Origin of the sequence: Halosimplex rarum, from assembly GCF_047715405.1 — an archaeon.
Classification (GTDB): Archaea; Halobacteriota; Halobacteria; order Halobacteriales; family Haloarculaceae; genus Halosimplex; species Halosimplex rarum.
This window is the reverse complement of record NZ_CP180412.1, coordinates 3,535,331-3,557,664: the sequence shown is the minus strand read 5'-3', so window position 1 is coordinate 3,557,664 and position 22,334 is coordinate 3,535,331. Positions and strand designations below refer to the sequence as shown.

The following is a 22,334-nucleotide window of genomic DNA, read 5'->3' as shown; positions in this document are numbered from 1 at the left end:
CCCAGAGCCATGACGGGGACGTTCGTCGCACTGGAGGGGGCAGCGGGAACGGGCAAGTCGACGCTGCTTGACGCGCTCGCCGAGGAGTTGCACGCCCGTGGCGAGTCGGTCACGACCGCCCCGGAGTTCGCGGACTGCGAGGTCGGCGAGTTCATGAAGCGAACGCTCTCGGAATATGGCGGCGAAGCGTTTCGCGAGCGGGCGCTCACCCTGACCGCGAGCGCGCTCGCGAGTCTCTCCTACCAGGCAGAGACGGAGGTCCGTCCGGCGCTGGAGGACGGCGACATCGTCCTCACCGAGCGCTACCTCGACAGCGTCGCCGTCTACGATACGCCGCTGGTCGAAGCGCGAGACGGGGTGCCCATGACCGAGACGCTCGCCGAGTTCGAGTCGGCGATGCCGGTCGAACCGGACCTGACGGTTCTACTGACGATAGACGAGGCGACGCGCCGCGAGCGGTTCGAGACGCATCGGCCGGAGCTGCTGGACGACGGGGAGGTCCGCGACCGCCACACCGAACGGCAGACGCGCTTTCGCGACCTCGTGGCCGACCGCGAGAGCGTCCTCGTCTACGAGAACGATGGCGACATTTCCACCGCTGTCGCAGAAATTGCCGCCGAAATCCAACGATAGCGGAGTTTCACCGCCCCGAGATGGACACAGTTATTCGGGGAGAGGGACAACGCAACTGCACCAGCTATGCGTCGCGCACACACGAAGCGGGTGATCCGATGCGAGTCGTAGTGAAGTTCGGGGGCACGAGTCTCGGCAACGGTTCGCGCGTCACGCGAGCGGCCGACTCCATCGCCGAAGCCATCGAGAACGGCCACGAGGTCGCCGTCGTCGCCAGCGCGATGGGCTCGACGACGGACGAACTGCTCGACGACATCGACTACGAAGCCGACGACGCCGACCGCGCGGAGATCGTCAGCATGGGCGAGCGGACCTCCGTCCGGATGCTCAAAGGGGCGCTCGCCGCCCGCGGCATCGACGCCGAGTTCTTCGAGCCCGGCAGCGAGGGCTGGCCGATCATCACCGACGAGTACGGCGAGGTCGACGTCGACGAGACGACCAAGCGCGCCAGCGCGCTCGGGGGGCAACTCGGCGACATCGTGCCGGTCATCACCGGCTTCCTCGCACAGGACCATCAGGGCAACGTGACCACCCTCGGCCGCGGCGGCTCCGACACCTCCGCCGTCATGCTCGGCAAGTTCATGGACGCCGACGAGGTCGTCATCGTCACCGACGTCGAGGGCGTCATGACCGGCGACCCGCGCGTCGTCGAGGGCGCCCGCAACGTCGGCGAGATCACCGTCGACGAACTGCGCTCGCTGTCGTTCCGCGGCGCGGAAGTCGTCGCGCCGTCGGCGCTCTCCTACAAGGGCGGCGACCTCGGGGTCCGGGTCGTCCACTACCAGCACGACGACCTCCTGACGGGCGGGACCTCCATCGAGGGCGAGTTCCAGAACCTCATCGACCTGCAGGAAGACCAGCTCGCCTGCATCACCATCGCCGGCCGGGCCATCCGCAACAGCCCCGGCATCCTCGCCGAACTGGCCGACGCGCTGGGCGACGAGGGGATCAACATCGACGCCAACTCCTCGGGGATGGACTCGATCACCTTCTACGTCAACGTCGAAGACGCCGAAGACGCCGAGGCGCTGCTGCACGACCGCGTTGTCGAGGAGGACGCCCTCTCCAGCGTCACCGTCGAGGACGAGATCGCGGTCGTCCGCGTCACCGGCAGCGACCTGCCCAACCAGCCCGGCATCGTCAAGCGCACCATCGACCCCCTCTCGGAGGCCCACATCCACCTCTACGACGTCGTCACCTCCGCGACCTCCGTCTCCGTGTTCGTCCCCTGGGACGACCGCGAGCAGGCGCTCGAACTCGTCCAGGACGCCTTCTGAGCCGGCCGACCGGCGGTCGCTCTTTTTTCGCTTCTGGGTAGCCGGGAGATCCCTCCCGGACCGTCTGCGACCTGCGCTCGCGGACCCTCTCATCGTGCAGTCCTGTCCCCGACGAGGCCGCCGATCCGGCGACCGAACGCGCCGCTCGCTCCGGTACGGATCGCTCCGCAACCGATCCGAACAATCGGAATGTCACAATACCCTATATATAACGGGTATTTAAGCGTGGGTCGGGGCCACCCATCGCCATGAGCCAGCGGAGTTCGGAGACGGGTTCGGGGATCGCGCGGCTGATTCCGGCGGCGATCCGGGAGCGGTTCGTGTACAAGTTCTTCCTGTCGGTACTCGTGGTGATGATACTGACCGCGGGGATCGGCGCCGTCTTCTTCGGGACGACGACGGCGACGCTGACCGACCGCACGGAGGGCCAACTGGAGTCGACGGCCCAGCTACAGGCCCAGGGACTCAACCGCTGGGTCGACGGGTTGACACACCAGACGCGGCTCGTCTCGCAGGCGCCGCCGTTCCGGAGCGGCAACCACTCGACCATCGACTACCACCTGCTGCAGGAACAGCGCCAGTACCGGGAGGACATCCTCGACGTGCACTACGTCCACTCGCACAGCCGGAAGGTGCTGGTGAGTACGAACGACGCCGTCGAGGGGACGAACCTCTCGGAGGCCGGGGTTCCCTGGGCGCGCGATCGGGCCGACCGCGTCGGCCGGGTCACCAACCTCGCGTCGACCGTCTACGTCGCGAGCGAGCCCTACGAGTCGCCGGCCTCTGGTGAGCGCGTGCTCGCGTTCGTCAGTTCGCCGCCGAAGAACACGGAACACCTCGTCGTCGTCGAAGCGAACCTCTCGGCGTGCGGCCAGTCGTTCGACCAGCCGTCGGCGTCAGCCTACACGACTGTCCACGACGCGGACGGCCGGCCCATCTGCGGGGCCGGCACCGACAGCGCGACCGCGCCGTCCGCGGCGCTGGCAGCCAACAGTTCCGGCGTCGCGACCGCGGGCGACGAGATTCTGGGGTACGCCGAGGTCCCCGGCACCGGCTGGACCGTCATGACGCACGAGCCGAAGTCGGCCGCGTTCAGCCTCCGCAACGACATCGCGACGAGCATGGCGACGCTGGTCGCGGTCCCGCTAGTGGCCCTGGGCCTCGTCGGCGCCGTCATCGGTCGCCGCGCGGGCCGCGAACTCGACGACCTGACCGAGACGGCGTCGGCGATGCGCGACGGCGACCGCGACGTCGAGCTGCAGAGCGACCGCGCCGACGAGTTCGGCCAGCTCACCCGCGGCTTCGCCGAGATGCGCGACGCGCTCGACGAGCAGATCGCCGAGACCGAACGGGCCCGCGAGCGGGCCGAGGTCGCGCGCGCCGAGGCCGTCGAGACCAACGAGTACCTCCGCGAGACGGCGGAGCGCTACTCGGAGATCCTCGCGGCCTGTGCCCGCGGCGACCTGACCCAGCGGATGGACGCCGACGGCGAGAACGACGCAATGGACCAGATCGCCGCCGATTTCAACGAGATGATCCGCGAGCTCGAACTGACGACGGGCCAGCTCAAGACCTTCGCCGAGGAGGTCAGCGAAGGCGGCGAGGGCGTCCACACCAGCGCCGAGACGGTCAAGGACGCCAGCGAGCAGGTCGCCGAGTCGATCCAGAAGATCTCCGACGACGCCTACGAGCAGAAAGAGCGTCTGACCGCGGTCTCACAGGAGATAGACGCGGTCGCGGACGAACTCGAAGCGCTCGACGCCGAGCGCAGCGACGTCGAGTTCGAGGGGGCGCTCGCGCACATCCGAACGGTCTCGGACCTTGTCGAGGAGGCGGCCGGCGCCGGCGAGACGGTGATGGAGGAGAGCGAGACGGTCGCCGGCGCCGCCGAAGAGCAGGCCGCCGAACTCGCGGAGGTGTCGGCGCGGGCGCTCGAACTGAAGCGGACGGCCCAGTACCTCGGCGACGGCATCTCACACTTCGAGACCGACGCCGAACACGAGTTCGTCTTCCAGACCGGGGAGGGCGTCGACGCCGCGACCGACGCGAACTGACGAGCGACGGCCGCCCGCCGACCGGGCCGCTCAGTCGGCCGGACGGACGGATGGACGGGCAGGCGGAGCGCCGGCCGGCGCCCGCGGCGCGACCGACTTCTTTCTCGCGCCCGTACCGGCCCCATGGACTCCTCGACGGCGGACCGCTGTGGCTATCGCCTGGAAGTCGGACTCGACGACGCGGACGACCAGACGGAGACCTGCGGGCGCCCGGTGTGGGACGATCGCGACCGCTGCGTCTGGCACGCGACCGTCGACGGAAAGACCGCTGAGACGCTCGCCGAGGCCGGGGCGCAACCGGGAGACGTGCTCGACGGCGCGTACCTCCGGGAGGCGTCGCTCGTCGGCGTCGACTGGCTGGGCGACACGTCGCTCGTCGGCGCCGACCTGAGGCGGGCCGTCGTCAACGGCGCCGACCTCGGCGGTGCGGACCTCTCGCTGGCGAATATGTCCGACCTGACCGCCATCGGCGCGGACTTCACGGGCGCGACGCTAGAAGGCGCCGTCTTCACGAACGCGGACCTCCGGCGGGCGACGCTGGAGCACGTGCTGACCAACGAGGCGGTGTTCAGCGACGTCCACGTCGGCGCCGGGACGCAGTTCAGCGACGTCTCCGCCTACGAGCGAGAGCCGGTCCGACCGACGCTCAGCGACGACCACCCCTTAGAGGCCGCCGCGTGGACCTACCGGCAGCTCCGCCGGATCTATCAGGACAACGCGCTCCCGGGGCTGGCTCGCGAGAGCTACGAACGGGAGAAAGACGCGCGGCGGCGACTCGCGTGGAGCCAGGGGGAGTACCTGACCGCCGCGAAGTGGGAGCTGTCGCGCTGGGTGATGCACTACGGAAGCAGTCCCTACCGGGTCCTCGTCGCGTCGCTGCTGGCGATCGTCGCCTGCGCCGTCCTCTTCCCGCTGACCGGCGGGATCATGGAGATCCAGGGCGAGCAGGCGATCACCTACACCATCGAGGACCCGTCGAGCGCGCCGGTCTGGTGGATCGGTCGCGTGCTGTTCAAGAGCCTCTACTTCAGCGTCGTGACGTTCGCGACGCTGGGGTACGGCGACATCCAGCCGATCGGGGCCTGGGCGCGCTTTCTCGCCGGGACGCTCTCGATCGTCGGATCGCTGCTCTCGGCGCTGCTCGTGTTCGTCCTCGCGCGCATCGTGACGTGGTGATCACCAGAACAGCCCGGGCGACTCCTCGTCCGGTTCCTCGCTTGACCCCGTGAGTCGGAGCGCGAGGGGGAACAGCAGCCCCTGGGCGACGATGCTGACGAGCGCGACGCCGAAGACGAGTTCCACCAGCGCGGGCCGGAACGGCAGCTCACGGGGGACGCTGAGCAGGAGCGCGACCGGGATGACGGTGTGCATGCCGCCCCAGACGAGGACGTGCTGGAAGCGCAGCGGGACGGGCTCGGTGCCCGTCACCGGGAGGACGTTCGTGACGCCGTAGACGATTATCGCCCGGACGACGAGCACCAGCACGACGGCCAGCAGAACCGTCGGCGCGTTCCACAGCAGCCGGCGCCAGGGCGCCTGGATCCCGACGAGGACGAACACCAGGGTGAACACGATGAACGCGGCGGTGTCCCACGTCCGTTCCATGAACGTGACGTTGTCGGGGTGGACGGCGCGGCCCTTGCCGTAGAGGCCTATCACGAGCCCGGCCGCGACGGTCGCGAGAACGCCGCTGACGTGGAGGTAGTGCTCCGCCAGCAGGAAGCTCCCGTACGCGAGGACGACCGTCGTCAGCAGTTCGGCCATCCGGTCCTCGATGGCCCGGAGGACGGCGAGCGCGAGCGCGCCGGCGGCCAGGCCGACGATGACGCCGCCGAAACTGACGATCGTTATCTCGACGGCCACGCCGACCAGGTCGGCCGCGGACAGCAGCGTCGAGAGGTCGGCTCCGGTCTCGAAGCGCTGGGAGACGATGCCGATCATCGCGCCGAAGGTGACGACGGCGAACCCGTCGCTGAAGTGGCTCTCGACCTCGGCGAGGATCGACAGGCGCTCGGCCGCGTCCGCTTCCCGGAACAGTGCGACGATGGCGACCGGGTCGACCGGGTAGATGACGACCGCGAACAGCAGCGTCACCACGAGCGGGAGCCCGAACGCGTAGCTGCCCAGCACGCCGAGCAGTATCACCGCGACCGGGAGCCCGACGATCGGAAGCAGGACGCCGACCGGGAGCACGCGGACGAACGCCTCCGATTTCGTCTCCTGTGACCCCTGGAACAGGACCGTCGGGACCAGGACCATCAGGATGAGGTCCGAGGAGAGCCGGAAGTCGGGGTCGAGCCCCGTGACCGAAAGGACGACGCCGACGACGACGAGCAACACCGGGTAGGCCGCCTCGCTGGTGCGCGCGGCGACGACGCGGACGGCGGCCGCGACGCTCAACACGAGGAGGACGCCGGCGAGGAGCGGAAAGATGTCTGCCATGCGTCTGGAATCCGCCGATTACCGCGCGTTCGGCCCGGTCGCCCTTCGAGTCGCAGCGACCTGAACCCTCGGCCGGATTTGCCGCGGTCCATCCGAGAGACGACGCGGTACGCGGTGAACGGTCGTGCCCATCGCTCGCCGGATGGCCCCACCGGCGGACACTCCTGTCACGCACGAAATAAGTCGTTTTCGGTCGGAGTGACGCTATGCGCTCGTATACGACGCGGATGGCGACGCCCGCGGACCTGCCTGACCGCGAGGAACGCGCCGCCGCGCTCGACGCCGCCGGGTACAACCTCTTCGATCTCGACGCCGACCGGGTGTTCGTCGACCTCCTGACCGACAGCGGGACCGGGACGATGAGCGACGACCAGTGGGCCGCGCTCCACCGCGGCGACGAGTCCTACGCCGGCAGCAGTTCGTTCCGACGGCTCCGCGAGGCCGTCGACGACGTGATGGGCTTCGACCGCGTCCTCCCCGCCCATCAGGGGCGCGGCGCCGAGAACGTCCTCTACGGGACGCTCGTCGCCGAGGGCGACTACGTGCTCAACAACACCCACTTCGACACGACGCGCGCACACGTCGCGGCCAACGGCGCCGAAGCGGTCGACTGCCCGGTTCCCGCCGCGCGCGACCCCGACGCCGACGACCCCTTCAAGGGGAACTTCGACGTGGAGGCCGCTCGCGCCCGCGTCCAGGAGGTGGGCGCCGAGAACGTCCCCGTCGTCGTCCTGACGATCACCAACAACTCCGCGGCCGGCCAGCCGGTCAGCGTCGCCAACACTCGCGAAGTTGCCGCCTTCGCCGACGAGGTCGACGCAACCTTCGTGATCGACGCCTGCCGCTTCGCCGAGAACGCCCACTTCGTCACCGAGCGCGAAGCGGAGTTCGCCGACGCTTCCGCGGCCGAGGTGGCCCGCGAGCAACTGGGCTACGCCGACGCGCTCGTCATGAGCGCGAAGAAGGACGGCCTCTCGAACATCGGCGGGTTCGTCGCCGTCGACGACGGGTTCGACGACCTCTTCGAGCGGGCGAAACAGCGGACCATCCTCTACGAGGGCTTTCCCACCTACGGCGGCCTGGCGGGACGGGACATCGAGGCGATGGCCGTCGGGCTGCGCGAGGCGGTCGACGACGACTACCTCGCCCACCGCGTCGAGCAGGTGGCGACGCTGGGCGCCGAACTCGCGGCCGCGGGACTGCCCATCTACGAACCGGTGGGGGGCCACGCCGTCTACGTCGACGCCGGCGCGGCACTGGACCACGTCCCGTCGGAGGCCTTCCCGGGTCAGGCGCTGGCCTGCGAACTCTACCTCGAAGGCGGCGTCCGGACGGTCGAACTCGGGAGCTTCGCGTTCCCGGAGACCCAGCGCCCGGAGTACGTCCGCTTCGCCGTCCCGCGACGCACGTACCACCGCGAGCACTTCGAACACGTCGGCGAGACGGCGGCCGCGGTCGTCGACCGATCGGACGAACTCACGGGGTTCGAGGTCGTCGATGAGCCGCCGATGAGAGAGCTTCGCCACTTCTCGGCCGACCTGCGGCCGCTGGATTCGTAGTTCGGCCGCGAACCGGATACCCGGCAGAGAAGCCCTACTGCCCCGAGCGCAGTCGCGTCCCGATGCGGAGCGGGAGGTCGGCCTCGCGGACGGCGTCGACGACCCGGTCGACGTCGTACTCGACGCGGCGGGCCTCGATCTCCTGGCTGTCGAAGTCGACCAGCGAGTAGGCGGCCCGGGGGTCGCCGTCGCGCGGTTGGCCGACGGCGCCCGGGTTCATGACGAGCCCCTCGTCGAATACCTCGTGGCCCTGGACGTGCGTGTGGCCCATGACGAGCACGTCCTCGCTGCCGAGCATGTCGGCGCTGTACTCCTCGGGGTAGGTGTACCGGTCGGGGTCGTTCGGGTGGCCGTGGACGAGCCGCATCCGGCCGTCGCAGACGAGCCGCTGTTCGGGCAGCTCGCCGAGCCACGCCAGCTGGTCGTCGGAACAGGTCTCCCTGGCGTGGTCGACCGCCGTGGCGGCCATGTCGTTGAATCCGTAGGCCTGGTCGAACGCGACCGCGCGGTCGTGGTTGCCCATCACCGTCGGCACCTCGCCGTCGGGGAGCATCGCCTCGGCCTCCTCGCTCAGCCCTGCCTCGCCCTCGCCGCGGATGGCCGCGACGCACTCGGCGTGCCAGGGGTTGTACCCGACCACGTCGCCCGCGCAGACGAGCCGGTCGACCGTCGGCATGTCCTCCAGAACCGCCTCCAGCGCCGGGAGGTTCCCGTGTACGTCCGAGATAACGCCCACTTTCATGGGGTGGTCTGGGCCCCCCGCCGTCTTAGTTCCACGGCAGACGAACGTCAAAACGGTGAGAATTTTCGGGTCGGCGACCGTTACTCGTCGCCGCCGTTCACGATCGCAGTCTCGAACCCGTCGACGGCCGATCCGGAGACGCCGACGGCGCAGACCTCGTGTTCGAAGTCGAGGTCGTAGGCCTCGTGGGCGGCGCTCGCGGCGTCGACTGCCGAGAAGTCGAACGCTTCAGGACTATCCTTCTCGTAGGTCGCCACGAGCGTCGGCTCGGTGACTTCCTCGACAAGCAGCGCGTCGCGGCGGACGGTCCCGATCACGGCGCCGGGGCCGTCGGCGTTCGTGCTCGGGTCGGCGGGGTCAACGCCGACGATGCCGGCGACGCGGGGCGTGTCGTAGTCGTCCTTCTCGAAGTCGAGCGCGAGCAGCGGCTCGGCCAGCGCGTCGCGGGCGGGGTAGCCCAGCGCGAGCTTCTCGGCGATGGGGTCGACGTGCGAGCCGTTGCCGATTACTGTGCCGCGAGCCGTCTGCTGCAGGCAGTTGTACTCGACGTAGGGGTTGTCCGTCTCGGGGGCGTCGTCGGTCGGGCCGACGGTGACGGTGCCCGGCTGGCGGCCGGTCGCCTTTCGGTTCGGGAACGAGCGCGAGGAGACGCGGTAGGCGCCGACCTCCGGTGCGACGACGACGAAGCGTCCGACGTACATGTCCGACCCTCGGCCCCAGTCGCGAAAGTAAATGTCGATCCGGACGAGGCGCGAGGCGCCTCCACCCGCACTGCGCGCCGCGAAGCGAGCGCAACCGGCGCGCCGAGAGCGCGGGGGTTATGCCCTTCGCGCCCCTCGATCCGCCGATGACAGCAGGCCTCGATGCTGACGTGGTGGGCGCCGACGCGGCGGCCGAGCGCCGCGACGAAGTGGTCGCAGACGTGACCGACCACGCCGGCCGGATCGCCCGCGAACTCGCCCGGCTCCAGGGCGGCGACTACGGCCAGCGGGAGTTCGAGACCGACCGCGGGACGTGGACGCTCAAGTACGAGGCCGGCGACGTGCAGTACCTCCGATACGAGGGCCGCGGGGCCGACGTCTACGTCGTCTCGACACAGCAGCCGCCCGAGCCCGAAGCCCTCGCCGAGGCGATGGTCGACTACGACGCCTTCGTCGAATCGTTCAACGAGTACGTCCGGTCGCTCGACGGCGTCCTCGACGAGGCGGCCGGCGACCTCCCCGAGATCGAGTCCGTCGATTCGGTCGTAGAGGCGCGCGAGCGCATCCTCTCGCGGATGCGGGAGACCTGTAACCAGATGGCCCAGCAGCTCAACCGCGTCGAGGGCAACGACTACGGTTCGTTCTCCGCCCGCATCGGGAGTTCGCGATGGGAACTCAAGTGGGAGGAGGGGCGGGCCAGCTACCTCCGCGTCGGCGGCGAGGGCGGCGTCTACGTCCTCTCGCAGTACCAGCCGCCCGCGCCGAAGGACCTGCGCGCCCACGTCGACGACTTCCCCGCCTTCGTCGACGCCTTCAACGAACACGTCGCGGAGATCTCCGAGACGCTGGACACCGTGTCGCTGTAGCCGGCTCGGTTCCGAATCGACGCTGTCGCGATCGGCCCTGGCACGGGCGACCCGCCCCTGGCACCGGCGACCCGGGGCAGGAGCAGGGGCTGGGGCTGGGGCTGGGGCAGGAGCAGGGGCTGGGGCTGGGGCTGGGGCTGGGCGGGGACTCACTCCGTCAGTTCGTCCTCCAGCCAGTCGAACTGCTGTTCGAGTTCGTGGCGGCGCTGGCGTTTGATCACGGTCGCGTCGAGGATCTGACCGACGAGCGCGACGTCCAGCGCGAAGTCGGTCGTAGCGGTCACCTCGGACGCGCCGTCGCCGACCGCCTTCACCCGGTACTCGGTGTCCATGGTCTCGAAGAAGCCGTCGGCCTGCTCGTAGGCCAGATCGGCGTCGGTGTCCACGACGCGGAGGTCGAGCGTCACGGTGGCGAGTCCGACCTGGTTCTCCAGGTGCATCTCGTCGCCGTCGACGGTCACCTCGGTGAAGCCGGCGGCGAGCATGAACGCTTCCAGGTCGTCCATGGCCGTGCGCACTCGCTCGGGCGGGGCGTCGATTCGTCGCGAGACCGTGACCGACTGCATACCCGCGACGACACGCCCCAGCCCCGTCAGTGTCACGCCGCATCGGTTCGGTCTCGACGCCCGCGGGGTCGCCCCGCGAGCGTTCGAAACTGCGGGAAGCGACCCGAACGTCTTCGGCACAACGCGCTCGCTCGCCGACCTCCAAATCGGGATATGGCCGCCGACGAATCCACGGAGGCGACGCGAACGCTCGACGCGCGGGAGATCGACGGCGAACCGTTCGGCGACATCATGGACGCGCTCGGCGATCTCCCGGCGGACGGCACGCTCCGCCTGATAAACAGCTTCGAGCCGGAACCGCTCTACGGCGTGCTCGCCGAGCGCGGGTTCACCCACGAGACCGAGCAGGTCGCCGACGACGAGTGGCACGTCCGCATCCGCCACGCCGACGGCGACTGACGGCGACGGCGCTACCCGGACCCGCGGACGGTGCAGTCGCGCCGCGGAGCCCCGAACGGGTTCGGGACGAGACATAGCCCCAGAGGGAACCAAACGGAGGTATGGTCAGCGTCCCATCGCCGTTCGGCGCGGACGAGGACACGTTCGACGCCTACGACGAGTTCGTGCCCGAGCACGCTCCGGTCCCGGGCGAGTTCCTCGACGGGCACCGGGTGCTCGACGGCCGTCGTCACCTCGCCGTTCACCGGCTGGCGCGCGAACTGTTCGAGGAGCGGGCGGTGTACGACATGACGTTCGGGTACAACCTCGCGCGGCTGAACTGCGACACCAGACACCCCGACGCCGGATATCGGTACGCGGTCGAGGACGCCGATGTAGTCGCCGAGGCGGACGGCACGGGAGACCTACCAACGGGCGCCGACGATCTGGCGGAGATGCCCGCTGACGCCCGCGTCTTACGCGCGGAGTTCACGCCGACGACCGCGTTCTGCCCCCAGAGCGACACGCTCACCAGGGGGTCGTTCCGGGCGTGGAACGGGCTCGCCGACCGTCACGAGTTCGACCTCGTTCGGGTCCGTGTGGCGCCGATGCACCAGCGGTCGACCCCGATCAACGCCGCGCTGCGGGAGATGGAGGCGACGTACGTCGAGACCGGGGAGATGCCGGACACGAGCGACGGCGACGGATCGGGGCCGGGACTCGACACGGAGATCGACGACGACGTTCCCGGCGGTCCCGAGCCCGACGGGTCGCGGACGCCGTTCTGAGCGTCGCCAGCGGTGGCGACCCTCGCGCGTATCCGACACACCGATAGGGCTCTCGTCCGTCGTACCGGGTGAATGACGAAGTCGCGCGACCGGTGGTCGCTGGCGGCGATGGTCTTCGCCGTGTTGCTGGCGCAGGTGCTCCTCTACCCCGGCGTCGACCGACTGGTCGGGGCGCTCGGCGCCACGACGGACCTCGACGCCAGCATGTGGTTCCTCGCCGCGGAGTTCGCCGCGTTCGTCGCCTTCGCCGGCGTCTGGGGCGCCGCGAGCGACCGCGCCGGCCGGCGGACGCCGTTCATCGCCGCCGGCGCGTTCGGGGGGAGCGTCGGCTATCTGGCGCTCGCGTTCGCCCCCGGCCTCCTCTCACTGTCGTTCGGCGGCGTCCTCGTGCTCCGCGCGCTCCAGGGCGCGGCGACCATCGGCGCGTTCTCGCTCGCGATGACGATGCTGATGGATCTAGAGGGCGGCCACGGCCGGAACATGGCCGCCGCGGGCGCCGCCATCGGCGGCGGGACGGCGATGGGCGCACCGCTCGGCGGCCAGCTCTACGAGATCGACCCGTTCGCCCCCCTCTATCTCGCGAGCGCGCTGCTGGTCGGCGTCGCGCTGCTCGCGCTCGCCGTCGACGACCGCGCGCCCTCCGGCGATCGAAACTCGGTCGCCCGCGCGATGGCGGGACTTCGACGGACGCCGACGCTCCTCGTCCCCTACGCGTTCGGCTTCCTCGACCGACTCACCGCCGGCTTCTTCGCGCTCGTCGGGACGCTGTACTTCCGGTCGGCGGCCGGGTTCGACCTCGACCCGGGCGCGACGGGGCTGATGCTCGCACTCTTTTTCGCGCCGTTCGCGCTCCTGCAGTACCCGATGGGGATCCTCTCGGACCGGATCGGCCGCACCATGCCGATCGTCGCCGGGTCGGCGTGTTACGGCCTCGTCGTCGTCGCGATCGGACGCGCGCCGACGGTGGTACTGGCGGGCGCCGGGATGCTTGCGGTCGGCGTCCTCGGCGCGCTGATGTCGCCGGCGACGATGGCGCTCGTGACGGACCTGGCGGGCGAGCGCGAGCGCGGCGTGGCCATGGCCGGCTTCAACGTCTTCGGGAGCCTTGGCTTCCTGGCGGGCGTCGTCGTCGGCGGCAGCGTCGCGAGCGCCTACGACTACCCCACCGCCTTCCTCGTCGCCGGCGGCCTGGAGATCATCGTCGCGCTCGTGACCCTGCCGGTCTTCCTGCGGCTGAGCGTCGGCCGGACGGCGACGTTCGCGGAGTGAGCGTGCAGAGCGGCAGTGGCAGTTGCGGATGCGGTGGCGGGAGCGGTTGCGGTTGCGGTGGCGGGAGCGGTTGCGGTTGCGGTTGCGGGAGCGGTTGCGGTTGCGGTGGCGGGAGCGGTTGCGGGAGCGGTTGCGGTTGCGGTGGCGGGAGCGGTTGCGGTTGCGGGAGCGGTTGCAGATGCGGTGGCGGGGCGAACTAGCGTACCGCGCGAGCGGAGCGAGCGCGGTTTCTTCCGAGCGCGCCGACGGCGCGCTCGGCCTTTTTGCCCCATCTTTTTGCGGCGGGGGTCCCCGCAGCGAGCCGAAGGCTCGCGAGGAGACCCCCGTCGGAAAAAGGTGGTACGCCAGGACTGGGATTTGAACCCAGAATCCCAAAGGGAACACGCTTTCCAGGCGTGCGCCTTACCGTTCGGCCATCCTGGCTCAGTTGGAGATACCGCAGTCGGTCGGTTAAGGGCTTTCGTTCTCCGTCGGCGATCGACCGCCCCTCACTCGCCCTCGTCGGGCGTCGGTAATCGGTCCCGGGTGACGTGGGACAGTCCCGCCGCGGCGACGGCGACCGTCAGCGCGACGAGGAGTTTCGCGCCGATGCCGACCGACAGATCCGCGACGAGTTCGTACCCCTGGACGAGCACCAGGAAGGAGAGCCCGCCCACGACGCCCCACAGCAGACTCGATTTCGTCCGCGGCGCGAGGATTGGCTCGGTGTCTCTTGTGCCCTCACGCGACGGCTCGCCGTCGCTCGGCGCATCGTCGCCGGCCATCACTTGGTCGCGATGGCCTCGATCTCGACGCCGACGCCCTTCGGGAGTTCGTCGACGCCGACGGCGCTGCGAGCCGGCGGCTCGTCGTCGAAGAACGTCTCGTAGGTGTCGTTCATCGCGTCGAAGTCGCCGATGTCGTCGAGGTAGACGGTGACCTTCAGCACGTCGTCCATGCTCGCGCCCGCCTCCTCCAGGATGGCCGCGACGTTCTCCAGCGACTGCTGGGTCTGGACGTCGATGTCGGCGTCGTCGAGGAGTTCCCCCTCCGCGGTCATGGGGATCTGCCCCGCGGTGAACACGAGGTCGTCGGTCTCGGTGGCCTGGCTGTACGCGCCCACCGCCGCGGGCGCCGCGTCGGTGTCGACGATACGCTTCATACCCGGAGGGGCGCCCGCGACCGGCTTAAAACTCGGTGGCGTCCGGCGAGTGTCGTTCGGTCCCAGCGGGCGTGGACCATCGCTCGACTCACCCCGGGAAGTAGTAAAACACCATCGCGAGGAACAGCGGGACGGTCGTTACTGCGGCGTACCAGACCGCCCCGAGGAAGAGGAACAGTCGGGACACCACGGCGTCTTCGACCCAGTCGTACCCGACGAGCGGGAGCGCGAACGCGGCGACCGCCCAGCAGACGAGCGCGAAGGCCGGATTGCCGAGCATGACGATGCTGGCGACGGCGTCGTCGGTGGGCGCGTTCGTCAGCATCCCGAACAGGAGAGCGGTGTGGACCGCTCCGACGACCACGAATCCGGCGACGAAGTTGCCCATCCAGTTGCGCGTCGGCCCCATCTCGAACAGCCGCCGGACGCGCTTCGAGAGCGTGAACGGGAGCCACAGCGCCGCGAGAAACAGGCCCGGGAACACCAGTGCGAGCACGAGGATGGCGATGCCGAGGAGCGTCTCTGCCACTTCGCTGCCGACTGACTGTGCTGGCGGGCGGAGAGCGAGCGGGAGGGCCATGCGGACCGATCCGGCGAGGGCCGGAAAGTGTTTTCTCCTGTATCGGTCAGGATCCGGTGCGCTCGCCGGACTGCGCGCTCGTCCGCTGGACGACGGCGTACCCGCCGACGACGAACAGCGCGCCCCACGCCAGGAACGCCAGGTCCCAGAGGATCACGGGCCCCGGGCCGTCGGGGCGGACGTGGTGGATCGCCAGCAAGTGGTGGTCGACGACGCCCTCGACGAGGTTGAACACGCCCCAACCGAGGACCGTCGCCCCGAACAGCACCCGCCCCGACGGCGGCACGACCGGGTCGCGCCACGCCCGCCAGAGGAGCACCACGCCGGCGACGGTGAAGACGTACGCCGCGACGTGGAAGAGCCCGTCCGCGAGCACGTTCAGCCGCAAGTCGCCCGCGACGCTCGGGTCGGGGTGAGCGGAGAGCATGTGATGCCACTGGAGGACCTGATGGAGCACGATGCCGTCGAAGAAGCCGCCGAGTCCGAGCCCGAGGACGACGCCGGCCCGGACGAGCGGCGCGATATCGGACGGGACGCCGAGCCAACTGCCCGATCGGTCGGCCATGGGCCGGGTACGGGGACGGCGCGGAAAAGCGCGCGGCCGGCGTCCGAAACCCGGCCGTCCGGAGCGAAATCGGACGGTTCGCTCGCGGTTACGCGGTCAGCTTCGGTTCGAGGTCGCCGCGTTCGTCGAGCTGTTTGAGGATGTCGCTGCCGCCGACGAACTCGCCGTCGACGAACGTCTGCGGGATGGTCTCCCGGCCGCTGTGGCGTTCGAGCGCGACGCGGAACTCGTCGAGCGATTCGAGCGTGTCGACCACCTCGACGTCGTCGCGATACTGCTTGAGCAGTGTGAGTGCTCGATCGGAGTAGCCGCACTGGGGCATGATCTCCGTGCCCTTCATGAACAGCACGACCTCGTTGTTCGCGATCGCCTCGTCCACGCGCTCGTCGACCTCGTCCTGGGGAAGGCTCTCGTTGGGATCGAACGTCATACCCGTGTGCTGGCGCCCCTCGTGGATACCTCTTGCGACGACCGTCTCTGAGTCGACCTTTTCGCTGGTGACAGCACGCGATGAAAGCCCTCGGCCCGCTCGCTAGAAGTCGAAACAGCAGTTCACAACAGGTGATGAAAGCCCTCGGCCCGCTCACTAGGAGTCGCGACCGCGGCCGACGTTCAGTGTCGAAAGCCCTCGACCCGCTCGCGGTCGCTGGCCGGGATATCCTCGGTCGCTTCGCTCCCTCGAATAGTGCCCGCCCAGCGACTCCCCTGCGGCGCGAGCGCGCCTCGCCCTTTCATTCCACCAGGAACAGCAGAACAGCACCGCGCCTCACGCCTCCCCAACCGACTGCGCTACTCGGCTCGCTTCGCTCGCCTGCGTTGCTCATCCCTCGCACGACTCCGCCTCGCGGCCTCACTGTCGTTCGGCACGCTCGACAGCGCGCGCCAGAACTCATGTTCATCATGCTATCGCCACCCGCGGAGACCTCCATCACCCGAGCACGGCGGCGAAGACGCGGTAGAGGCCGAACCCGATGGCGATAGAAGAGACGAGCGTGATGAGCCAGAAGGCGAGGGTGACGCCGATCTTCCGGCGGGAGACGCCCGCCGAGCCGCCGGCGAGGCCGCCGCCGATGACGCCGGAGATGATGATGTTGTTGAACGAGATGGGGATGCCCAGCGCGATGGCGGCCTGGGCGATGACGAACCCGGGGACGAGCGCGGCGATGGAGCGGCGGATCCCCAGCGAGGCGTACTCCCGGGAGGTCGCCTGGAGGAGCCGCGGCGCGCCCATCCAGGCCCCGCCGAGAATCCCGACCGCGCCGATGGCGAGCAGGACGAGGCCCGGGAGACCGAGTTCGGCGCTGTAGAGGTTCTCCAGCGGCCCCGTGGCCAGTCCCACTTGACTCCCGCCGCTGGAGAAGGCGACGACGCTGCCGAGGACGACGAGGAACGTCCGGATCCCCTTGTCGACCGACTGCTGGGTCCGGCGACGGATGAACTGGAAGCTCAAGGCCGCGAAGGCGACCGTCACGACGGCGACCATCGGCTCGACGGTCGCGACGGCGGGCAGGTCGACCAGGTCGGCACCGAACCCTGCCAGGGAGTTCTGCGTGGCGTCGGGGCCCGAGGGGATGACGCTCAACTGGACGTTTGCGACGATTGCGCCGACGACGGCGGCGAGGAGCGGGACACCGACGGTCTCGGGGATGTCGTCGCGGCGGAGGATCGTCGCGGTGAGGTAGGCGAGTCCACCCGAAACCGGGGGGACGAGCACCCAGAACGTCACGATCTGGCGGTAGGTGCCGACGGCGGGGTCGCCGCCGAGCGAGAGGCCGACGCCGACCATCGCGCCGGTCGTGGCGAACGCGGCCGGGACGGGGTATCCCGTGTAGATGCCGAAGGCCATGAACGCGCTGGCGGTCAGCAGGCCCGCGGTGGCGGCCAGGGAGGTGATCGCGACACCGTCGATGAGGCCTGCTCCGACCGTCTCGGAGATGGCGCCGCCCTGGGTGAGCGCGCCGAGGGCGGCGAGGATGCCGATGAGGAACGCGGCGCGCATCGTCGAGATGGCGTTGGCGCCGATAGCGGGCGCGAACGGCGGCGAGTTGCTGTTGGCGCCGAGCGTCCACGCTGTCAACAGGCTCACGGCCGTCGCCAGGACGACCAGCGCCCAGAAGCCGACACCCGCCACGCTCACGACCCTCCGTCGGCAGGCGAGAGACTCATCGGCGGCATCTTGTGTCGGCGGGCGAATAAACGTTCGCGCCGACGCGCCCCGCGACGAGCGGCCACGCCGGGTGACGACCGCGACACAAGACATATCCGCCGCCGCCCGAAGCACTGGCCATGCGATTTTCCGGCGCGTCCGACTCACCCGTCCGTGCGGTGGAGCGATGACTCCGGACGGCCCGCAGACGCTGACTCGCCGGCGACTCCTCGGCGGCGTGGCCGGCGCCGGCGCTGCGGCGCTGGCGGGCTGTGGCGCCTTCGAGCGCGAGGCCGACGACGCGACGACAGCCGTCCCCGACGACCGGGCACGGGACCTCGCCGAGCGGTTCGCACCGACGCTGTACTTCGACGAGGGGGAGCGGTGGTTCCCGACGGATCCCCGACCGTACGAGCGCGACCGTGACGGCGAGACGGTCGTCGACGGGTTCGCCGCGTTCGACGGCTACACCGACGCGTTCGACGGCGAGCGGCCGCCGGACCCGACGGTCTTCTACAACGCCATGGCGTACGAGGACTCGCCGCTGGCTGTCGTCCAGTACTGGTTCTACTCGGCGTTCGACCAGTTCACCACCAACTTCCACTGGCACGACTGGGAGGTGTTGCACGTCTTCGTCGACACGGATTCGGGCGACCCACAGCTGTACGTCGCCAGTTCCCACTCCCGGACCGTCCCGAACAACGAGTTCCTCGACCCCGACCCCGGCCGCCGACCGCGGATCCTCTCGGAACTCGGCTCCCACTCGAGCGCACTGTCGGTCAACGACGCCGCCGACCGCTTCCAGCGGCTCGGGGGCGGCGACCTCCTCGCCGACATCACCAACAGCGCCATCGAGGGCCTCGAAGACGTAGCAGAACTGCCGCTCGCCTACGGCCTGCCGCGCGACGAAGGGGGTCGCCTGCCGTTCGTCGTCCCCGAACTCGACGGCGCGCCGGTCTACGAACACGAGCGGCTCCCGTCGGTCGAAGCGACCGACCTCGTGCCGGCGGAGGCGACGATCCGGTCGTTCGACGCGCTCTCGTCGCCGCCGACCGACCTCCCGGAGCGCTCGACCGGGCTGGTCTTCGACGCGGCGGCCGCCGACACCGACGCCGCGGTCGACGCCGACGTGACGTACGACCTCGCGCCGACGGCCGACCTGGAACACGTGACCGACTTCACCGGCCCACAACTGAGCTTCGAGTTCGCGATCCCGGGCGCGGTCGAAGACGCCGTCGCGAGCCACCTCACGGCGCCGGGAGCGCCGTGGGAGCAGGAACGCTACGAGAACCCCGCCGCCGACGTCTCCGACCCGACCCACCGGCGGGCGCTCGCCGACCGCTACGACGCCGTCGGCGACCCCGCACCGGTCAACACCGTCCTCGCCCGCGTCGTCGAAGCGGTCCCCTCCCCCGACGCGCCGGAGAACGAAGGCCTGACGACGCGGGATTCACCGGTCGAAGCGGTCGCGCTGGTCGAGAGCGAGCCCGAGGCCGTCCCGACGTTCGGCGGCATCGCCGTCGCGCAGGACGTCCCCGACGGCCAACACCGACTGACGGTCAACGGCGCCGGCCTCGCACCGCACAGCGAGACCGTCACCGTCGGCGAAGCGGCGCCGAGCGACGCCTCGGCTACCGGGACTGAAACGGCCGACGGCACGGCAGCGGCGACCGACGTCGGGACAGGAACGCCCGGTGGCGGTCCAGTACCGGGCGTGACGGCCGCCGGCGTTGGCGGCGACGTGTCGCTGGTCGCCCGCGAGGACGCGACGAAACTCGCCGTCGACCCCACCGAGAGCGACGACGACCTGACGGACCTGGCCGTCGAGGACGACTTCGCGGGGCGCCTCTACGACGCGCCGCTGTCCGGCCCGGACGCCGTCTACGTCCACCGCGGCGGCGCCTACACGGCGGAGGTCAGGGACTCGGACGACGAGGTCGGTGCCGAACGCGTCAATCCCGGTACCGAGGAGCGCGTGACCGTCGACCGGCCGCAAACAGGAAAAGCATCGCTCGCCCGGTATCTCGCCGACGTGGCCGAAGAGACCCGAGCGGCGGTCGCGGCTGAACTCGACGACGAGAGCGACGTTGACGGCGACGCCGGTTCGTCGGGGCAGGGACAGGGCGGCGGTGGGGGTGGGAGCGGAGGGGGCAGCGAGAGCGACGGCGGACCGGGCAACTCGCTCCGGGGCCTCGTACAGGTACTCGAAGCCATCGCCGCGGCCGCGGAGCGGGCCGCCGAGCGCGCCGAGGCCGGCGACCGCGGGCAGGCCGACGCGAGCATCGACGCCGTGGCCTCGCGGCTGGAGCGTGCGACCGAGCGACTGGAGGCGGCCCGTTCGGACCTCCCGCCGGGGCTGGCGAACGCGGCCGACAACCGCTTCGAGCAGATCGACCGGCGGTCGCGACAGGCCAAAAACTCCGAGAAGCTCTGATGGGTTTCCCGAGGGAGAGCCGCGTCACTCGGTGTCCGCGTCCGAGTCGCGCTCCTCGTTCTCGCGGCGGACGACGAGCACTGGACCAACCGTCTCGGTGGCGACGCGGTCGGCCTCGTCGCCGAAGAGGAGCGACTTGAGCGACGGCGCGCGCTCGCCCATGACGACGGCGTCGTGACCCACCGCCGCGTCGACGAGCGAGTCGAACGGTGCGCCGGTCGCGTGTACCGTCTCGACGTCGAGACCGGCTTCGCGAAGGACCGTCGCGCCCTCGTCGAGGACGGTCTGTTCCGCCTCGTCTTCGGACGCGAAGAAGAGCGTCACCTCGATGTCGCGGTCGCCGATCAGTTCGGTGACGAACGCCGTGATGCGGTCGACGGCCACGTCGCCGATCACCGGGACGAGCAGCCGCTCGACCGGCCCGGTCGCGCCGGTGACGGCGAACGCGTCGGCACCGATCTCCCTGGCGACGCGCTGGATCGACTGCCGCCGGTCGTGCGTGAACACGAGGCGCCGCTCGGCCGCACCCCCGGCGGTCGCGAACTCCTCGGCGACGTCGTCGAGCGCCTCGTTGGCCCGGTCCTCGTACTGGAGCCGGGCCTGGTCCGGCGGTGTCTGCTCGGGCAGGACGTGATAGCCCAGAACCGTCACGTCGACGGTCCCAAGCAGGTCGATCAGCCCCGGTGAGACGGTATCCCCCTCCAGTATCGCCAACGACACGAGGACGCGAGTCATAACGCTCCCCTGAGACTAACGTCGCGAGCGTAATAGAAGTACCAGCCCGCGCTCGCCAGCATCACTGCGAGCCCGATGATCTGTGATAGCCGTTGCATGAATCCGATGAGCGCGAAGCTCGACAGCGCGCCGAGTATCGGCACGACCGGGTACCCGGGTACCCGGAAGTCGGGGTCGTACCACTCCGGTTCGTCCCGGCGGAGCATGATCAGGGCGACGCACATCAGCCCGTAGAGGACGAGGTGCAGGAAGGAGGCGACCTCCGCGAGGACCTCGACCTCCCCGGTCGCGACGAGCACGAGCACCGGGCCGCCGGCCAGCCCCAGCGCGACGTGGGGCGTGCCGTACTTGAGGTTGATACGACTGGCCCCCCGCGGGAGGAGGGCGTCGCGGGAGACGGCGTAGATCGCTCTCGACGTACTCAGGATCGAGGCGTTGGCGCTGGACATCGTCGCCAGCAACCCGCCGAAGACGATGGCGAGCGCGCCCGCGCCGCCGAGGTAGTGCCGACCCACGTCGACCATCGCGGTCTCGCCCAGATCGGCGAGCCGGGCGCTCTCGAACGCGCTGGTCGCGACGAACACCGTCACGACGTACAGCACGCCGACGATCACGACCGACCCGACCATCGCCAGCGGGAGGTTCCGCCCCGGTTGCTTCATCTCGCCGGCGACCGTCGCGACCTGTGCGAACCCCAGATAGGAGGTGAACACGAGCGCCGCCGTCGTCAGGACCGACACCGGGCCGAACGGCATGAACCGTTCGGGAGCGCTCGCCGTGCCGACCACCCCGAGCGCGTCGAGGCTACCGTACAGCAGGAAGACGGAGAGGATGGACAGGAGGAGCGCGACGACGCCGTTCTGGAGTTTCGCGGCGTTCTCGGTCCCCGTCACGTTCAGGACGGTGAAGCCGGCGCCGAACAGCAGGGCGATCGGGATGACGAGGCCGCCGCCGACCGTGACCCCGATCTCGGCGAGCGTGTCGACGGCGTAGTAGCCGAAGCCGACGAGGTAGAAGGCGGTCGCGAACACGAGGCCGAACCACAGCGAGAGGCCGACGACTGTCCCCGCGAGCGTCCCCAGCCCGCGGGAGATGAAGTAGTACCCGCCGCCGCTTTTCGGCATCGCCGTCGCGAGTTCCGAGGTGGGGAGCGCGACCAGCAGCGCGACGACCGCGCCGATGGCGAACGACCCCGCCGCGGCCGGGCCGGCCTCGCCCGCCGCCAGCCCGGGGAACACGAAGATGCCCGCGCCGATCATCGTCCCGATACCGATGGCGAGGCCGCCGGTCAGCCCGAGCGTCCGCTCCAGTTCGGCGTCGTCGATGATCGTCGCCTCGTCGGTCTCGACCGTCTCCTCGACGACCGGCGCCTCGCCCTCGACGTTCCGCCCACCGGGCGCGTCTGTACTCACGGGACCGTGATAGGTCTCGACTCACATATGTATGGCGGCGGATCAG

22 protein-coding genes and 1 tRNA gene are annotated in these 22,334 nt (G+C 70.0%); 10 read left to right on the top strand and 13 right to left on the bottom strand.

The window, feature by feature from the left end:
• Positions 1-9 precede the first annotated feature (9 nt).
• The 4 genes from ACMGFH_RS16975 to ACMGFH_RS16960 all read left to right on the top strand — a co-directional run bounded on the left by ACMGFH_RS16975 (position 10) and on the right by ACMGFH_RS16960 (position 5,140).
• Positions 10-633: a dTMP kinase gene (locus tag ACMGFH_RS16975; protein ID WP_415379642.1), complete on the top strand. Its 624-nt coding sequence runs from the start codon at positions 10-12 to the stop codon at positions 631-633.
• 98 nt (positions 634-731) lie between these two features.
• Entirely contained in the window at positions 732-1,910 is a 1,179-nt protein-coding gene (locus ACMGFH_RS16970; RefSeq protein ID WP_415379641.1) for an aspartate kinase, read from the top strand.
• A 248-nt stretch (positions 1,911-2,158) separates the two neighbouring features.
• On the top strand, positions 2,159-3,964 hold the full coding sequence (locus ACMGFH_RS16965; protein ID WP_415379640.1) for a HAMP domain-containing protein: 1,806 nt from the start codon (positions 2,159-2,161) through the stop codon (positions 3,962-3,964).
• 123 nt (positions 3,965-4,087) lie between these two features.
• Entirely contained in the window at positions 4,088-5,140 is a 1,053-nt protein-coding gene (locus ACMGFH_RS16960; RefSeq protein ID WP_415379639.1) for a pentapeptide repeat-containing protein, read from the top strand.
• Here ACMGFH_RS16960 and ACMGFH_RS16955 read toward each other — a convergent pair whose 3' ends face one another.
• Positions 5,141-6,406: a cation:proton antiporter gene (locus tag ACMGFH_RS16955; protein WP_415379638.1), complete on the bottom strand. Its 1,266-nt coding sequence runs from the start codon at positions 6,404-6,406 to the stop codon at positions 5,141-5,143.
• 206 nt (positions 6,407-6,612) lie between these two features.
• Between ACMGFH_RS16955 and ACMGFH_RS16950 the strand changes: the two genes are divergently transcribed.
• Entirely contained in the window at positions 6,613-7,965 is a 1,353-nt protein-coding gene (locus ACMGFH_RS16950; protein WP_415379637.1) for a tryptophanase, read from the top strand.
• 34 nt (positions 7,966-7,999) lie between these two features.
• On the opposite strand, the gene ACMGFH_RS16945 is transcribed toward ACMGFH_RS16950, so the two are convergent.
• Entirely contained in the window at positions 8,000-8,707 is a 708-nt protein-coding gene (locus ACMGFH_RS16945; protein ID WP_415379636.1) for a metallophosphoesterase family protein, read from the bottom strand.
• 80 nt (positions 8,708-8,787) lie between these two features.
• Positions 8,788-9,408 (bottom strand): IMP cyclohydrolase, encoded by a 621-nt coding sequence (locus ACMGFH_RS16940; RefSeq protein WP_415379635.1) that lies wholly within the window; start codon positions 9,406-9,408, stop codon positions 8,788-8,790.
• A 146-nt stretch (positions 9,409-9,554) separates the two neighbouring features.
• Between ACMGFH_RS16940 and ACMGFH_RS16935 the strand changes: the two genes are divergently transcribed.
• Positions 9,555-10,274 carry a hypothetical protein gene (locus ACMGFH_RS16935; protein WP_415379634.1) on the top strand — a complete coding sequence of 240 codons (720 nt, stop codon included), beginning with the start codon at positions 9,555-9,557 and terminating at the stop codon, positions 10,272-10,274.
• A gap of 149 nt (positions 10,275-10,423) precedes the next feature.
• Here ACMGFH_RS16935 and ACMGFH_RS16930 read toward each other — a convergent pair whose 3' ends face one another.
• On the bottom strand, positions 10,424-10,840 hold the full coding sequence (locus ACMGFH_RS16930) for an SRPBCC family protein (protein WP_415379633.1): 417 nt from the start codon (positions 10,838-10,840) through the stop codon (positions 10,424-10,426).
• 153 nt (positions 10,841-10,993) lie between these two features.
• Here ACMGFH_RS16930 and ACMGFH_RS16925 point away from each other — a divergent pair, with 153 nt between their 5' ends.
• The 3 genes from ACMGFH_RS16925 (at position 10,994) to ACMGFH_RS16915 (ending at position 13,275) form a co-directional block, all read left to right on the top strand.
• Positions 10,994-11,239 carry a DUF2249 domain-containing protein gene (locus tag ACMGFH_RS16925; RefSeq protein WP_415379632.1) on the top strand — a complete coding sequence of 82 codons (246 nt, stop codon included), beginning with the start codon at positions 10,994-10,996 and terminating at the stop codon, positions 11,237-11,239.
• Between the two features lie 101 nt (positions 11,240-11,340).
• Entirely contained in the window at positions 11,341-12,006 is a 666-nt protein-coding gene (locus tag ACMGFH_RS16920) for a hypothetical protein (RefSeq protein WP_415379631.1), read from the top strand.
• A gap of 72 nt (positions 12,007-12,078) precedes the next feature.
• Positions 12,079-13,275, top strand: coding sequence for an MFS transporter (locus ACMGFH_RS16915; RefSeq protein WP_415379630.1), 1,197 nt, complete (start codon positions 12,079-12,081; stop codon positions 13,273-13,275).
• Between the two features lie 342 nt (positions 13,276-13,617).
• Here ACMGFH_RS16915 and ACMGFH_RS16910 read toward each other — a convergent pair.
• The 7 genes from ACMGFH_RS16910 to ACMGFH_RS16880 all read right to left on the bottom strand — a co-directional run bounded on the left by ACMGFH_RS16910 (position 13,618) and on the right by ACMGFH_RS16880 (position 17,692).
• A tRNA-Ser gene (locus ACMGFH_RS16910) sits at positions 13,618-13,698 on the bottom strand.
• Between the two features lie 65 nt (positions 13,699-13,763).
• Entirely contained in the window at positions 13,764-14,039 is a 276-nt protein-coding gene (locus tag ACMGFH_RS16905) for a hypothetical protein (RefSeq protein WP_415379629.1), read from the bottom strand.
• A complete protein-coding gene (locus tag ACMGFH_RS16900; protein WP_415379628.1) occupies positions 14,039-14,416 on the bottom strand; it encodes a Rid family detoxifying hydrolase in 378 nt (125 codons plus the stop codon). The genes ACMGFH_RS16905 and ACMGFH_RS16900 overlap by 1 nt, the downstream gene beginning before the upstream one ends.
• Before the next feature lie 88 nt (positions 14,417-14,504).
• Entirely contained in the window at positions 14,505-14,996 is a 492-nt protein-coding gene (locus ACMGFH_RS16895; protein WP_415379627.1) for a hypothetical protein, read from the bottom strand.
• A 46-nt stretch (positions 14,997-15,042) separates the two neighbouring features.
• A complete protein-coding gene (locus ACMGFH_RS16890; protein ID WP_415379626.1) occupies positions 15,043-15,561 on the bottom strand; it encodes a DUF2243 domain-containing protein in 519 nt (172 codons plus the stop codon).
• Between the two features lie 88 nt (positions 15,562-15,649).
• Positions 15,650-15,991: a glutaredoxin family protein gene (locus ACMGFH_RS16885; RefSeq protein ID WP_415379625.1), complete on the bottom strand. Its 342-nt coding sequence runs from the start codon at positions 15,989-15,991 to the stop codon at positions 15,650-15,652.
• Positions 15,992-16,489: 498 nt separating this feature from the next.
• Positions 16,490-17,692 carry an inorganic phosphate transporter gene (locus ACMGFH_RS16880; protein WP_415383275.1) on the bottom strand — a complete coding sequence of 401 codons (1,203 nt, stop codon included), beginning with the start codon at positions 17,690-17,692 and terminating at the stop codon, positions 16,490-16,492.
• A 202-nt stretch (positions 17,693-17,894) separates the two neighbouring features.
• Here ACMGFH_RS16880 and ACMGFH_RS16875 point away from each other — a divergent pair, with 202 nt between their 5' ends.
• Positions 17,895-20,141 carry a hypothetical protein gene (locus ACMGFH_RS16875; RefSeq protein WP_415379624.1) on the top strand — a complete coding sequence of 749 codons (2,247 nt, stop codon included), beginning with the start codon at positions 17,895-17,897 and terminating at the stop codon, positions 20,139-20,141.
• 24 nt (positions 20,142-20,165) lie between these two features.
• On the opposite strand, the gene ACMGFH_RS16870 is transcribed toward ACMGFH_RS16875, so the two are convergent.
• Together ACMGFH_RS16870 and ACMGFH_RS16865 are read right to left on the bottom strand one after the other, a co-directional pair.
• Positions 20,166-20,876 (bottom strand): universal stress protein, encoded by a 711-nt coding sequence (locus ACMGFH_RS16870; RefSeq protein WP_415379623.1) that lies wholly within the window; start codon positions 20,874-20,876, stop codon positions 20,166-20,168.
• Positions 20,873-22,288: an APC family permease gene (locus ACMGFH_RS16865; protein ID WP_415379622.1), complete on the bottom strand. Its 1,416-nt coding sequence runs from the start codon at positions 22,286-22,288 to the stop codon at positions 20,873-20,875. Before ACMGFH_RS16865 ends, ACMGFH_RS16870 begins: the two co-directional genes overlap by 4 nt.
• Between the last annotated feature and the right edge of the window lie 46 nt (positions 22,289-22,334).